The organism is Streptomyces roseicoloratus, assembly GCF_004117935.1.
Taxonomy (GTDB): Bacteria; Actinomycetota; Actinomycetes; order Streptomycetales; family Streptomycetaceae; genus Streptomyces; species Streptomyces roseicoloratus.
This window is the reverse complement of record NZ_SDOY01000174.1, coordinates 37,062-49,957: the sequence shown is the minus strand read 5'-3', so window position 1 is coordinate 49,957 and position 12,896 is coordinate 37,062. Positions and strand designations below refer to the sequence as shown.

Here is a 12,896-nt window from a genome sequence, read left to right as displayed (position 1 = left end):
ACGGCGGCCACATGCCAGCCATACCCAGAGCCCCTGGGCCATCGATCTTACGAATGACCGATCAACCCAAGAAGAAGGTAGGACGCCGCATGCCGCGCGGACGCCGGTTCTCAAGGTGGGTGAACACCCGGCGGACGCTACGGAGGTAACGCAAACTTCCACAACATGCGTTACCGTCGCCGGATGTCCCCCCTCGCGGACGACCGGTCCGCCCGCCACTCCGTGCTCGCCAACGCCCTGCGGGCGGCCGACCTCGTCAACGTGCTCGGCCGCCCGGGGCCGGACTCCGCGGTGCTCGCCGAGACCGCGCGGGTGCTGCGCGCCTACGGCGAGAGCGAGCCGCTCGGGCTGTCCGCCACCGACCTGCCGGGGCTGCGCGAGGCCGCCGCGGAGCTGCGCCCGGTCTTCGCCGCGGCCGGCACCGACGCGGCGGCGCACGCGCTCAACGCGCTGCTCGCCGCGCGGACCGGTCCGCTGCGGCTGACCTCGCACGGCGGCACGAGCCCCTGGCACCCGCACGTGGACGGCGACGACGACGCGCCGTGGGCTGAGTGGTTCCTCGCCTCGTCGTGTCTGGCCCTCGCCGTGCTCCTGTGGGACCGGGGCCGCGCACCGGGTGGCGTGTGCGCGTCGACGGCCTGTAAGGACGTGTTCGTGCCGCAGGGCGCGAAGGAACGCCGCTACTGCTCGCGCCGGTGCGCCACCCGCGAGCGCGTCGCGGCGCACCGGCGCGGTGGGGCGGATGCGGTGGCGCCTGTCAGCCGGCGAGGGTCGCGGCCGGGCCCATGACGACGACGGGTTCCCGGGCGGGGTCGAGGGCGCGGAGGAGTTCGGTCATGTTCTCCCGGGGCAGCGAGACGCAGGCCTGGGTGGGGCCGCCGTGGTCGACGTGGATCCAGACCCCGCCGCCGTGTTCCGGGCCCAGAGGGCGCCGCTTGTCGAGCGGGGTGGTGCCGGGGACGCGGTTGTAGTCGATGGCGACGACGTAGTCGAAGGAGCCTTCGAGCGGCTCGCCGAGGAAGCCGGTGCCGGAGACGGCGAACTCCTGGTCCTGGTCGTACGGGACCTTCGCCCCGGGGTCCGGGAGCCGCCCCCCGGCATCGCCGATCCGGTAGACGCCGGTCGGCGAGCGCAGGTCGCCGGCCTTGTGGTCGCCGGTCCAGCCCCGCAGGGCGTTGTGTCCGCTCCAGGGCCCGGCGGAGCGGTGCCAGCGGCCGGTCGTGTCCCGCTCGTGGAGCACGGCGGTGACGGTGTTGCCGTCGACACCGTCACCGCTCACCACGAGGACCTGGCTGGTGCCGTCGGGGATGCGGGCGTGCGTCCGGGAGCCGATGCCGGGGATGCGCGAGGGGGCCCGGTTGGCTCCGTCGCGCGCCTCCTGACGCGGTGTCCGGTCCGGCCCGGAGTGCGGCAGCGGGGATGACGAGGCGGCGGACGCCGGTGCCGGTGCGGTGGCGGACGGCGGCTGGGTGGTGCAGCCGGTCAGTGCTCCGGCCAGCGCGAGGGCCGAGGACAGGGCGCAGGTCAGCACCGCGGTGGTGCCCTTGCGGACGGGCATGGGAGGAATCCTCCGTGGCTCGGGGCAATGCCCGGATGCGTACCCGGTCGGCGCCCGGCCCTGTCGCGGCGTGCGCGCCCTCACCCGTCCGGCCGACGGTCCTTCGTCGAGACCGAGCGATGCGTCCTGCCGGGCGACACCGTGGCGTTCGTGACGCCGCGCTGGAGGAGGGCGGGACGGCGGGGCCGTGAACCCGCTGGATCCGCCGCCCGCGACGCTCCGCCGGCCGGACGAGCGGATCGGCAGGCCCGAGCTGCGCCCGCTGGTGGGCGCCCTCCTCGCGGGCTCGGCGCCCGGCGTCCGGCGTCCGGCGTCCGGGTGCTTCTGGCCGGCCGGTCGTGGGGCATGCGCGCGGTCGCTCCCGAGCCTGCCCGGCGCATCGTCGAGGCCGTCGGCCTGGACCGGCTGCTGCGCGCCGACCCGGTCGACCCGCGGCTGCTCGCACAGGCGGGGCGGCTTCTCGTACGGGGAACTGACTGGCCGTCAGATACATGCGTCACGCCTCTGGGAACCTCGCGCCCCCGGCGCTACCCTCCGCGCATGATTCCGACCGTGGTATGGGGAACCGGAAATGTCGGGCGCGCGGCCATCCGTGCCGTCGACGCCCATCCGGCGCTCGCGCTCTCGGCCGTCCTCGTCGCGAATCCCGCCAAGGTCGGCCGCGACGCGGGCGAGCTCGCCGGGCTCGGGCGCGCGCTGGGCGTGGCCGCACGGGACGACGTGGCGGCCGTCCTGGACGAAGGGCCCGGCGCCGTGGTGTACGCGGCGTCCGGGGACCTGCGCCCGGACGAGGCGCTGTCCGACGTCGTCCGGGCCGTCCGGGCGGGTGCCGTGGTGGTGACGCCGTCGCTGTACCCGCTCTACGACCACCGGGGCGCACCGCCCGAGTTCCGTGATCCGGTCCTCGCGGCGGTGAAGGAGGGCGGCGGCTCGCTGTTCGCCTCGGGCGTGGACCCGGGCTGGGGCAACGACGTGCTGCCGTTGCTCGTGAGCGGTCTGGGCAGCAGGGTGGAAGCCATCCGCTGTCAGGAGATCTTCGACTACTCGACGTACGAGCAGGAGGAGTCGGTCCGTCTGCTCGTCGGCATGGGGCAGCCCATGGAGTACGAGCCGCCGATGCTGCTGCCGTCGGTGCCGACGATGGTCTGGGGCGGGCAGCTGCGGCTGATGGCCCGGGCGCTCGGGGTCGAGCTCGACGAGATCCGCGAGACCCTGGACCGGCGCCCGCTGGAGGCGACGGTCCGGACCCGGACGATGGGCGAGTTCGCCGCGGGCACGCAGGGCGCGGTGCGCTTCGAGGTGCAGGGGATCGTCGGTGGCGAGCCCGTCCTGGTGATCGAGCACGTGACCCGGATCCACCCGGACTGCGCGCCGGACTGGCCGGTACCGCCGGACGGATCGGGCGCGCACCGGGTGATCGTGGAGGGCAGGCCGCGGATCGAGGTGACGGTGGAGGCCTCGGACGAGGGCGAGAACCGGTCGGCGGGCGGCAACGCGACCGCCGTGGGCCGGCTGGTCGGGGCGATCGACTGGCTCGTGGAGGCGGAGCCGGGGCTCTACGACGCGCTGGACGTGCCGTTGCGCCCGGCGGTGGGGAAGCTGGGAAGGAGAACGCGGTGATCATCGACATTCCGGAGGGGCAGGAGCCCATCGGGTACGTGTGGGGCGACATGGTGCCCGGCATCGGCATGGCGGCGGCGAACTTCTCGCTGTCCGTGTACTCCCACACGACGCTGGGACTGCGCGAGTTCGAGGCGGCGCGGCTGCGGATCGCGCAGATCAACGGGTGCCGGTTCTGTCTGGACTGGCGGACGGACCGGGACGGCGAGAAGGTCGAGGAGTCCTTCGCCGACGCGGTCCTCGCGTGGCGCACGACGGACGCCTTCGACGGGCGGACCCGGCTCGCGGCGGAGTACGCCGAGCGGTACGCGCTCGACCACCACAACCTGGACGAGGAGTTCTGGTCGCGGATGACGGCCGCCTACAGCCAGGTGGAGATCGTGGAGCTGACGATGAGCCTGGGGTCGTGGCTGGCGTTCGGGCGGCTCAACCGGGTGCTCGGTCTCGACACGGTGTGCGTGCTGCCGGCGCACTGAGCGGAGGCCGGGCACGCGCGACAGGGCCGGCCGGGTTCGTCCCGGCCGGCCCTGTCGCGTGGGTGAGCGCCCCGCGGCTCCCTCACAGGTCGGTCGCGATGATCTTCTCGATGTTGCGTTCGGCGAGTGCGGTGATGGTCACGAACGGGTTGACGCTGGTGCTGCCGGGGATGAGGGCGCCGTCGATGACGTACAGGCCGTCGTAGCCGTGCAGGCGACCGTGGTTGTCGGTGGCCTCGCCGAGGACGGCGCCGCCGAGCGGGTGGTACGTCAGGTGGTCGCCCCAGATCTTGTAGGCGCCGAACAGGTCCGTGCGGTAGATCGTGCCTTCCTTGGCGTTGATCTTGTCGAAGATGGTCCTGGCGGCGTCGATGGAGGTCTGCTTCCAGGCCCGGTCCCAGCTGAGGTCCACGCGCCCCGCCGCGGCGTTCCAGCGGAACTCGGCGCGGTGCGGGGTCCTGGTGATGGAGAGGTAGAAGGACGCGTAGGTCTCGATGCCGGTGGGCAGCGGCGCGACCTCGGCGAAGGCGCCGCCCGCGTCCCAGTTGTCGATTCCGGCGGTGGGCATGGCGGACTGGAGCTTCCCGGTGGGGTCCCACATGTGGTTGGCCCGGCCGCACATGACGTTGCCGTTGTCTCCCCAGTTCTTCCCGACGCGGTCGTTGAGCGCGGGCAGCGCGCCGGTGGCCTTGAGCCGGGTGAGCAGCTTGCCGGTGCCGACGCTGCCTGCGGCGAAGAAGACCCGGTCGGCGGTGACCGTCTTGGTCTCGACGGTGGCGCCGGTGGTGTCGATCCGCTCGATGACGACGGTGTATCCGCCGCCGGACGCGGGGGTGACGGTGGTGACCTTGTGGAGCGGGGAGACGGCCACCCGGCCGGTCGCGGCGGCCCGTGCGAGGTAGGTCTTCTGGAGGCTCTTCTTGCCGTGGTTGTTGCCGTAGATGACCTCGCCCTCGAGGGCGGACCTGGGTACGGCGCCCGCGGCCTCCTGCTTCATGTAGTCCCAGTCGTAGACGTTGGGCACGAAGACGAAGGGGAAGCCGGAGCGTTCGGCGTGCTTGCGGCCGACGCGGGCGTACCGGTAGCAGTCGGCGCTCTCCCACCAGGCCCGGTCCACGTCGGTGACGCCGAGTCCGGCGTTGGCGCGCGGGTAGTAGGTCGCGTACATCTCGGCGGGGTCGACCGTCGGCAGGAGCGACGGGAAGACGTCGCGGCGCGGCGTGACGGCCATGCCGCCGTTGACGAGGGAGCCGCCGCCGACGCCGCGGCCCTGGTAGACGGTGATCCCGGCGAAGTCCTCGGCGTCCAGGATGCCGGTGTAGCGGGGCACGTCCTTGTCGAGGGGGAAGCCGAGGAACTGGCTCAGCGGCTGCTTGGTGCGGGTGCGCAGCCAGAAGGAGCGGTAGTCCGGTCTGGTCGTGTTGGCGAAGATCTTCCCGTCGGAGCCGGGGGTGTCCCAGGCCATGCCCATCTCGACCAGGTGGACGTCGACGCCCGCCTCGGCGAGCCGGAGCGCGGCGACGGAGCCGCCGTATCCGGAGCCGATGACGAGGGCAGGGACACGGGCGCCGGAGGGAAGGGGGGCGAGGGCGGACCGGACCTCGGCGGAGGTCGCGGCGTGTGCGGACGTGGCGTGCCCGGCGAGCGCCAGGCCACCCAGAAGAGAACCGGTTCCAGTGACGAACCGACGGCGGGTCAGACCTCGGGAATCCGAGGCCGGAAGGGATCTGTCACTCATGTGATGTTCCTCACTCCGGGAGTGAATGGGAACAAGTTCTACTGGGACGTTCTCGGGAAGTCACGAGAAACCGCCGGGTAACTTCGGCCGAAAACCACCACTCGCGATCACGTTCGAGCAACGAACACACCCCCGCGCACGGGGCGGGAACGCGGGTCTGATACATCTTCACGTCTGGTCGTCGCTCTGCCGCCCGCTGGTGCGCGTGGACGGCACCGGGGGGGGTTCACGCAGGACGGGCTCGGAGCGCTGCGGCGCCGTGCCCGCGTTCGGCTTTCACTGCTCCTTCCGGGCTGCCCGCTGCCCGCGGCCGCGCGCGACGCGGATCGTGAGAGGGAGCGTGTGCATGGGCGGAACCGCCCGTAGCAAGGCATTCAGATGGGGTGCGGCCGCCGTCGCCGCCCTGGCCGTCAGCGCGGCGGCCGTCCCGGCTTCGGCCGCACCCGCCGCCGCGGCGAAGGACCCCGGCCCGCAGCGGGTCGGGGTGGCGCCCAAGGCGCCGAAGGGCGCGGTCCGTACGGCGGACCCGTCCCCGGGTGAGACGCTCGACCTGAGCGTCGTCCTGGAGCCGCGTGATCCGGCCGCGCTGGAGCGGTTCGTCGCGGAGGTCTCCACCCCGGGCTCGCCGCGCTACCGCCAGTACCTGGGGACGGGCGAGTTCGCGAAGGTCTTCGGCGCGGAGCCGGAGACGGTGCGCACGGTGCGCGCGGGTCTGGAGGCCAAGGGCCTCGCCGTCGGCGAGCTGGAGGCCGACGGCCTCACCCTGCCGGTGCGGACCACCGTCGCCGGCGCGGCCAAGGCCTTCGGGACCGAGTTCGACGGCTACAAGCTGAAGGACGGCACGACCGGCCACCTCAACACCGCCGCCCCGGCCTTCGACGGCCGGCTGGCGGGCGAGGTGCGCACCGTCGTCGGTCTGAACACCCTGGACTCGCTCAAGCCGCGCAACACCGGCGTCAAGGGCGGGAACCGCAAGAAGGAGAGCGCCGGCGACACCGGCGTCCTCCGGCCGCGGCTCACCGGCACGACCCCGGCCATGTGTCAGGACGTCAAGGACTACCTGGCCTACGCGGGCGACCCCGAGTTCCCGCCGCTGTACGACACCAAGGACTACTGGAGCGCCCGCTCGCTGGCGGCCCAGTACAACATGGCCAACCAGCCGAACGTGCAGACCGGCGCCACCATCGCCGTCTACGCGCTCGAGAACTACGACCCCAAGGACATCGCGGAGTACCAGCGCTGCCACGGCACCCGGGTGCCCGTGACCGCCGTCCGCGTGAACGGCGGTCCCACCGAGCCGGTGGACCCGTTCGGCAGCGGCGCCGGTCTGGAGACCGCGCTGGACGTCCAGACCATCATCGGCCTGGCCCCGCAGTCCAAGATCCTCGTCTACCAGGGCAAGAACACCTGGAACGACGCGACGGCCACGTACAACCAGATCGTCAACGAGAACCGCGCCAAGGTCGTCTCGGTGAGCTGGGGCCTGTGCGAGGTCCACACGCCGGCCGACGTCCGGTCCGCCCAGAACCTGATCTTCCAGCGGGCCGCGGCCCAGGGCCAGACCGTCGTCGTCGCCTCCGGCGACAGCGGTTCGACGGGCTGCTACCTGCCGGTCGACGCCCAGGGCACCCCGCACCCGCAGGTTCCCGACCAGGACCAGCTCGTCGTCGACTTCCCGTCCGCCTCGCCGTACGTGCTCGCCGTCGGCGGCACCACGATGCAGACCTCCGTCACCGGCCAGACCACCTGGTCCGGCTCCGGCGGCGGCGTCGCGCGCGGCTACACCGTCCCGCAGCAGGGCTTCCAGGCCGGCCGCACCGGCGCGGGCTACAGCGACCTCTGCGCGGCACCCGCCGACACCACCTGCCGTCAGCTGCCCGACGTCGCCGGCGTCGCCGACCCGGCCACCGGCTACCCGATCGCCTTCGGCGGCGGCCAGTACTGGGGCGTCATGGGCGGCACCAGCGGCGCCGCGCCGGTCTGGTCCGCGCTGCTCGGCCAGGCCAATCAGGACCTGGCCTGCCAGGCCAACGGCCCGGTCGGCGACGTCCACCAGGCGCTCTACCAGCTGCCGGCGACGGCCTTCCGCGACGTCACCACCGGCAACAACAACCTGACCGCCTCGGGCAACTCCAGCGGGCTGTACCAGGCGGGCGCGGGCTTCGACCTCGCCACCGGCCTCGGCACCCCCAACGGGCGCGAGATCGTCACCGGCCTGTGCAAGGCCGTCGCTCCCTCCCCCGAGAGCACCTTCGCCGCACTCACCCCGGCCCGCATCCTCGACACCCGCTACGGCATCGGCCGCGCCGGCACCTCCCCGGTCGCCGGCAAGAGCACCGTCAAGCTCAAGGTGACGGGCGTGGGCGGCGTCCCGGCGTTCGGAGTGTCCGCGGTCGTCATGAACGTCACCGCCACCGCGTCCACCGGCCCCGGCTTCCTGATCGCGTACCCGAGCGGCACCACCCGCCCGGACTCGTCGAACCTCAACTGGCTGAAGGGCGAGACCGTCCCGAACCTGGTGACCGTCCCGGTCGGCAAGGACGGATCGGTCGACCTGTACGTCGCGGGCAGCGCCACCTCCCACCTGATCGCGGACATCTCGGGCTACTACACCTCCGAGGCCGGGGGTTCGACCTACGTGCCCACGGGCCCGGCCCGCATCCTCGACACCCGCTCCGCCATCGGCCGCGCCGGTACCTCACCGGTCGCCGGCAAGGGCACCGTCTCGCTGACGGTCGCGGGTGCCGGCGGCGTGCCGGCCACGGGCGCCACCGCGGTGGTCCTCAACGTCACGGCCACCGCTCCGCAGTCGGCGGGCCACCTGATCGCGTACCCGAGCGGCGCCACGCGGCCCGGTTCGTCGAACATCAACTGGCTGGCCGGCCAGACCCGTCCGAACGCGGTGGTCCTGCCGATCGGCCCCGACGGCAAGGTGAACCTGTACAACGCCGGCAACGGCACCGTGCACTTCATCGCCGACGTCTTCGGCTACTACACCGCGGGCGCGGAGGGCAGCACCTTCCACACCGCGGGCCCGGCCCGACTGCTCGACACCCGTTACGCACTCGGCACCTCCGGCACCGCCCCGCTCAAGGGCGGCACGCAGCTGACGCTGAACCTGAACGACGGTCACACCCTGGCCAAGGCCAAGGCGGTCGTCCTCAACGTCACCGTCACCGCGCCGACGACCGGCGGCTTCCTGACGGTGTGGCCCGACGGCACGGCGCTGCCGAACGCGTCCAACCTCAACTGGACGACGGGGCAGACCACGGCCAACCTCGTCACGGTCCCGGTCGTCAACGGAAAGGTCGCCTTCCGGGCGAACTACGGAACGGTCCACGTGATCGCGGACCTGTTCGGCTACTACTCCTGACACGTCACCCGTGAGGCGTCACCACGGACGCGTCACTCCTGGTCTCGGGAGCCCTCGGGCCCCGTCCCCGCCGCGCGAGCGCCGGGGGCGGGGCCCTCGCCGTCGGCGGAGCCGGGCGAGCCGGAGGTCAGGGCCGCGACCAGGACGGCCGCGAGACCCGCCCAGGCGAGCGCGCCGGGGCCGGCCGCCCGCCAGCCGAGACCCGCGAGGAGCAGGCCGGCGAGCAGCCCCGCGGCGACCGCACGCCGGTCGCGGGTGAACGCGAGGGCGCGGCGGGCGGTGCCCGGGGCGGCGCGTTCGCGCAGGGCGAGGCGGCACACCAGCAGCGCGGCGGCGACCGCCGCCGTCAGGGCCAGGATCATGCCGTGCACCGCCTCTTCGCGCCGTGAGCCGCCGGTCGTTCCGTCGCCGTTCCCGGCCCGCTCCGGACCGGTCCCGGGACCAGTGTCCCCGGCGGCGGACGCGGTCGCGCGTCGCGTCAGGCGGCGAGGAAGGCCTCGATGGCGTCGGCGAGCTCCTTGGGCGTCTCCTCAGGTGCGTAGTGACCGGCCTCGGACAGCACCGTGAGCCGTGCGTTGGGGTACCAGCGCAGCCAGGTGGCCTCCATGGCCTCGGCGCCGAGCGCCGGGTCGTGGGCACCGACGACGAGCAGGACGCGCGCCGGGTTGTCGCGGACCCGCTCGTGGAAGTCGGTGCGCGACCAGGAGTCGAGGTAGGCGCGGAAGGCGGTGGCCGAGGAGCGGCGCAGGGAGCGGTCGACGAGGGCCGCGAGCCATGCGTCGTCGTAGCGGCCCCCGGTGGTGTTGTCGATGATGGCCCGGCGGTGGCCGGGGTTCTCGGCGGCTCCGGCGAAGAGAGCCCAGGTGTCCTCGTCGAGCGGGAAGCCACCCGCGGAGACGGGCGAGATCCCGATGAGGGAGCGCACCCGCTCCGGCGCCTCGAGCAGCATCAGCTGGGCGGCCTTGCCGCCCATGGAGTGGCCGACGACGGAGAACGTGTCCCAGCCGAGGTCGTCGGCGACGGCCAGGGCGTCCGCGGCGACCTCCTCCATGGTGTACGCACCGTCGGCGTCGATCGCCTCCCCGTAGCCGCGGCAGTCGAGGAAGGCGTAGGACCCGGTGGTCCCGTCCAGGTGCTCCCGCAGCGGTGCGAAGCTGCTGCGGTCGCCGAACCAGTTGTGCAGCACCAGGGCCCGGTGCGGACCACTGCCCTGGACGTCGTACGGAAGAACCCGGCCGGTCATGATGCCCCCTGGTCACGAGGTGTCGGGGCTGCGCGCCCGCCGCGGCAGCCGACGCCGAGTCTCGCGAGCGGGCAGGGCGGGGTCAATGCCCCTGAGGAGTGGTTCGAAAGGCCGGCGGGTGGCGATCCGGGAGCGTCGGCGGACGGCCGGCGGGCGGGGATCCGGGAGGCCGCCGGGCGGGATGCGGAAGCCGGGCGGGCGGGGCTCCCCACGGCCCGCCGGGGCGGGTCGGTGGGCCCCGAGCGTGGTCGTCCGGCGCGCCGCGGCCGGTCCGGGCGCGCCCGTGACCGCCGGCACTCCGGATGCGGGGCCCTTCCGGGCGGGAGCATGCTGGCTGTGTGACCTCGAACGGCGCGGCAGGCACCGCCCCGTCGGCCGAGACCGGGCCCCCTGGCCCGGAGCCGCGCGCCGCCGGGTGGGCCGCCGACGCCCTGACGGCCGTCCTCGCCGAGTCGGTACTGCGGGCCGTCGATGCGGCCGGCGGTTACGCGGGCGGGATCTACCTGCGATCGGGCACCCCGGGGCTGCTGCGGCTCGCCGTGCTCGCGGGGCTGCCCGGGCCGCTGTTCCGGCCGTGGTGGCGGATGCACGCGAACCGGCCGTTCCCCGTGGCCGAGGCCCACCGGTCGGGCCAGCCGATCCATCTGGGCGACGTCGAGGAGGCGATGCGGCAGTTCCCGCAGCTGGTGGCCAGTCTCCCGTTCCCGTTCGCCTCGCTCTACGCGCCGGTGATCGGCGGCAGGGATCGGTACGGGGTGCTGGTGGTGCTGCGCACACCGACCCCCGGGGTGCCGGTGGAGGCGCGGGACCGGAGCCGGATGGTCCAGGAGGCGCGCCGGCTCGGGGTGACCCTCGGTGCGCTCGCCGCCCGCGGGACGCGGGTCGAGTGGCCGGGCGAGCCGGTGTCCGTGCAGCTGCCGACCAGGACCGGGCCGCGCGTGCGGATCGGCTACTTCGACTGGGACCTGGGCTCCGGCACGCTCACCGCGGACGCGGGACTGCGCGAGATCCTCGGGATGCCGGACCCGCTGCCGTGGACCGTCGAGTCGCTGACCGCCCGGCTGGTTCCCGAGGACGCGTACGCCCTGGGGGCCCTGGCCCGGCAGGCCGCCGACTCCGGCGGCCCCGCGGCGCGGCGGATCCGGCTGAGGGGCCCGGACGGCGGTCTGCACCTGCTGGAAGTGTCCGCCCGGCCCCTGACCGACGGCCGGAACGGGCACGTCCTGACCGGGTCCCTGGTGGACCTGGGGACCGGGCTGGTCGGCTCGGACGCCACCGACCGGCTGCCCCGGGCGATCCTGGCGATCGACCGGCTCGGCAGGATCACGTACGTCAACGAGCGCACCGAGGCCCTGCTGGGCCTCGCCCGCGGCACCCTGGCGGGCCGGCCGCTGTGGGAGGCGGTGCCGTGGTTCGCGCATCCGTACCACGAGGAGCAGCTGCGCGGCTCGCTGCTGTCGGACCAGCCGATCCACTTCCTGGCGCACCCGGGGCGCGGCGAGTGGCTGTCGGTCTCGCTCTACCCGGGGCGCGACGGCGTCACGCTGGTGCTGGTGCCGGAGAGCGACCCGGTCGCGGGCGGGCCGCAGGGCGTACTGGCCGGTGTCGACGGGGACGCGCTGTCCTCGCCCGAAGGGCGGGCGGCGGCCATGTACCGTCCTGTGGCCCTCGCCATCGCGCTGTCCGAGGCGGTGACGGCCCGCCAGGTGTCGGCGGTGGTCACCGAGGAGTTGCTTCCGGCCTTCGGCGGACGGCAGCTGGCGATCTATCTGCTGAGCGAACGGCATCTGTACCTGGCCTGGGAGACCGGCTTCCCGACGGGCTTCCTCGAGCCCTTCGACGGGGTGGGGCTCGACGCGCGGGTGCCGGGCGTGGAGACGCTGACGACGGGCCGGCCGCTGTTCTTCGAGTCGATGGACCAGCTGGGCACGGCCTATCCGGGGATGCCGCTGGACGCGCACACCGGTGCGCGGGCCTTCCTGCCGCTGATCGCCTCGGGCCGGCCGGTGGGCTCGTGCATCCTCGGCTTCGAGAAGCCGCGCGGTTTCACCGCAGAGGAGCGGACGGTGCTCACCGCGCTCGCGGGTCTGATCGCCCAGGCCCTCGAGCGGGCGCAGCGCTACGACTCCGAGTCGGCGCTGGCCCGGGGGCTTCAGGACGCGCTGCTGCCGCACCGGCTGCCGGTGTACGAGGGCGTGGACACGGTCGGCCGCTATCTGCCGGGCACCCAGGGGATGGACGTGGGCGGCGACTGGTACGACGTGGTGGAGACGGGCGGCGGCAGACTGGCGCTGGTGATCGGCGACGTGCAGGGACACGGGGTGGCCGCGGCGGCCACGATGGGTCAGCTGCGCAGTGCCGTACGGGCGTTCGCGCTCAGCGGGCACCGGCCGGAGGACGTGGTGCGGGCCACCAACCGGCTGCTGATCGACCTGGATCCGGGCCAGTTCGCGAGCTGCTGCTACGTCGTCCTCGACCCGCGTACCGGTGAGGCGCAGGCCGCGCGGGCGGGGCATCCGCAGCCGCTGCTGCGCCGGGCGGACGGCGGCACGGAGGTGGTGGAGCTCGCGGGCGGCGTGGTGCTCGGCGTGGACGGTGCGGCGGCCTATCCCGTGACCCGGCTGCGGCTCGAACCCGGCGACGTGCTCGCGCTGTTCACGGACGGGCTGGTGGAGCGGCCCGGCACGGACATCGACGAGGGTGTGGAAGTGCTGCGCCGCACCTTCGCGGCCTCCGGTGCGGCTCCGCTCGCCGACACCGCCGACCGGCTGATCCGCGAGGCGCGGCAGGCGCCCGACCGGCACGACGACATCGCGCTGCTCCTGGCGGCCCGCTGGGGCTCCCACCCGTCCGGGTGACGGCCGGTCGGCCGTGCGGCGCTGGTCGGA

9 protein-coding genes are annotated in these 12,896 nt (G+C 73.9%); 5 read left to right on the top strand and 4 right to left on the bottom strand.

What is annotated here, in order from left to right; translation table 11 throughout:
* The first annotated feature begins 183 nt into the window (after positions 1 to 183).
* Entirely contained in the window at positions 184 to 789 is a 606-nt protein-coding gene (locus ESG85_RS32420) for a CGNR zinc finger domain-containing protein (protein ID WP_246095490.1), read from the top strand.
* Here ESG85_RS32420 and ESG85_RS32415 read toward each other — a convergent pair.
* Positions 758 to 1,558, bottom strand: coding sequence for a L,D-transpeptidase family protein (locus tag ESG85_RS32415; RefSeq protein ID WP_128984749.1), 801 nt, complete (start codon positions 1,556 to 1,558; stop codon positions 758 to 760). The genes ESG85_RS32420 and ESG85_RS32415 overlap by 32 nt on opposite strands.
* A 540-nt stretch (positions 1,559 to 2,098) precedes the next feature.
* Between ESG85_RS32415 and ESG85_RS32410 the strand changes: the two genes are divergently transcribed.
* Positions 2,099 to 3,178, top strand: a complete 1,080-nt coding sequence (locus tag ESG85_RS32410) for an NAD(P)H-dependent amine dehydrogenase family protein (RefSeq protein WP_128984748.1) — start codon at positions 2,099 to 2,101, stop codon at positions 3,176 to 3,178.
* Entirely contained in the window at positions 3,175 to 3,654 is a 480-nt protein-coding gene (locus ESG85_RS32405; RefSeq protein WP_128984747.1) for a carboxymuconolactone decarboxylase family protein, read from the top strand. The genes ESG85_RS32410 and ESG85_RS32405 overlap by 4 nt, the downstream gene beginning before the upstream one ends.
* Before the next feature lie 82 nt (positions 3,655 to 3,736).
* On the opposite strand, the gene ESG85_RS32400 is transcribed toward ESG85_RS32405, so the two are convergent.
* Positions 3,737 to 5,392, bottom strand: a complete 1,656-nt coding sequence (locus ESG85_RS32400; RefSeq protein WP_128984746.1) for a GMC oxidoreductase — start codon at positions 5,390 to 5,392, stop codon at positions 3,737 to 3,739.
* A gap of 346 nt (positions 5,393 to 5,738) precedes the next feature.
* Between ESG85_RS32400 and ESG85_RS32395 the strand changes: the two genes are divergently transcribed.
* Positions 5,739 to 8,765 carry a S53 family peptidase gene (locus ESG85_RS32395; RefSeq protein ID WP_164986368.1) on the top strand — a complete coding sequence of 1,009 codons (3,027 nt, stop codon included), beginning with the start codon at positions 5,739 to 5,741 and terminating at the stop codon, positions 8,763 to 8,765.
* A 32-nt stretch (positions 8,766 to 8,797) separates the two neighbouring features.
* Here the strand turns inward: ESG85_RS32395 and ESG85_RS32390 are convergent, their stop codons facing one another.
* Positions 8,798 to 9,127 (bottom strand): hypothetical protein, encoded by a 330-nt coding sequence (locus ESG85_RS32390; protein ID WP_128984744.1) that lies wholly within the window; start codon positions 9,125 to 9,127, stop codon positions 8,798 to 8,800.
* A gap of 116 nt (positions 9,128 to 9,243) precedes the next feature.
* Entirely contained in the window at positions 9,244 to 10,008 is a 765-nt protein-coding gene (locus tag ESG85_RS32385; protein WP_128984743.1) for an alpha/beta fold hydrolase, read from the bottom strand.
* Positions 10,009 to 10,310: 302 nt separating this feature from the next.
* Between ESG85_RS32385 and ESG85_RS32380 the strand changes: the two genes are divergently transcribed.
* Positions 10,311 to 12,866 (top strand): SpoIIE family protein phosphatase, encoded by a 2,556-nt coding sequence (locus ESG85_RS32380; protein ID WP_128984742.1) that lies wholly within the window; start codon positions 10,311 to 10,313, stop codon positions 12,864 to 12,866.
* The last annotated feature ends 30 nt before the right edge of the window (positions 12,867 to 12,896 follow it).

Bases quoted from the DNA above. Each gene is read 5' to 3' on its own strand.
- ESG85_RS32420 (WP_246095490.1), top strand. From the start codon at position 184: ATGTCCCCCCTCGCGGACGACCGGTCCGCCCGCCACTCCGTGCTCGCC.
- ESG85_RS32415 (WP_128984749.1), bottom strand. From the start codon at position 1,558: ATGCCCGTCCGCAAGGGCACCACCGCGGTGCTGACCTGCGCCCTGTCC.
- ESG85_RS32410 (WP_128984748.1), top strand. From the start codon at position 2,099: ATGATTCCGACCGTGGTATGGGGAACCGGAAATGTCGGGCGCGCGGCC.
- ESG85_RS32400 (WP_128984746.1), bottom strand. From the start codon at position 5,392: ATGAGTGACAGATCCCTTCCGGCCTCGGATTCCCGAGGTCTGACCCGC.
- ESG85_RS32395 (WP_164986368.1), top strand. From the start codon at position 5,739: ATGGGCGGAACCGCCCGTAGCAAGGCATTCAGATGGGGTGCGGCCGCC.
- ESG85_RS32390 (WP_128984744.1), bottom strand. From the start codon at position 9,127: ATGATCCTGGCCCTGACGGCGGCGGTCGCCGCCGCGCTGCTGGTGTGC.
- ESG85_RS32385 (WP_128984743.1), bottom strand. From the start codon at position 10,008: ATGACCGGCCGGGTTCTTCCGTACGACGTCCAGGGCAGTGGTCCGCAC.
- ESG85_RS32380 (WP_128984742.1), top strand. From the start codon at position 10,311: ATGCGGGGCCCTTCCGGGCGGGAGCATGCTGGCTGTGTGACCTCGAAC.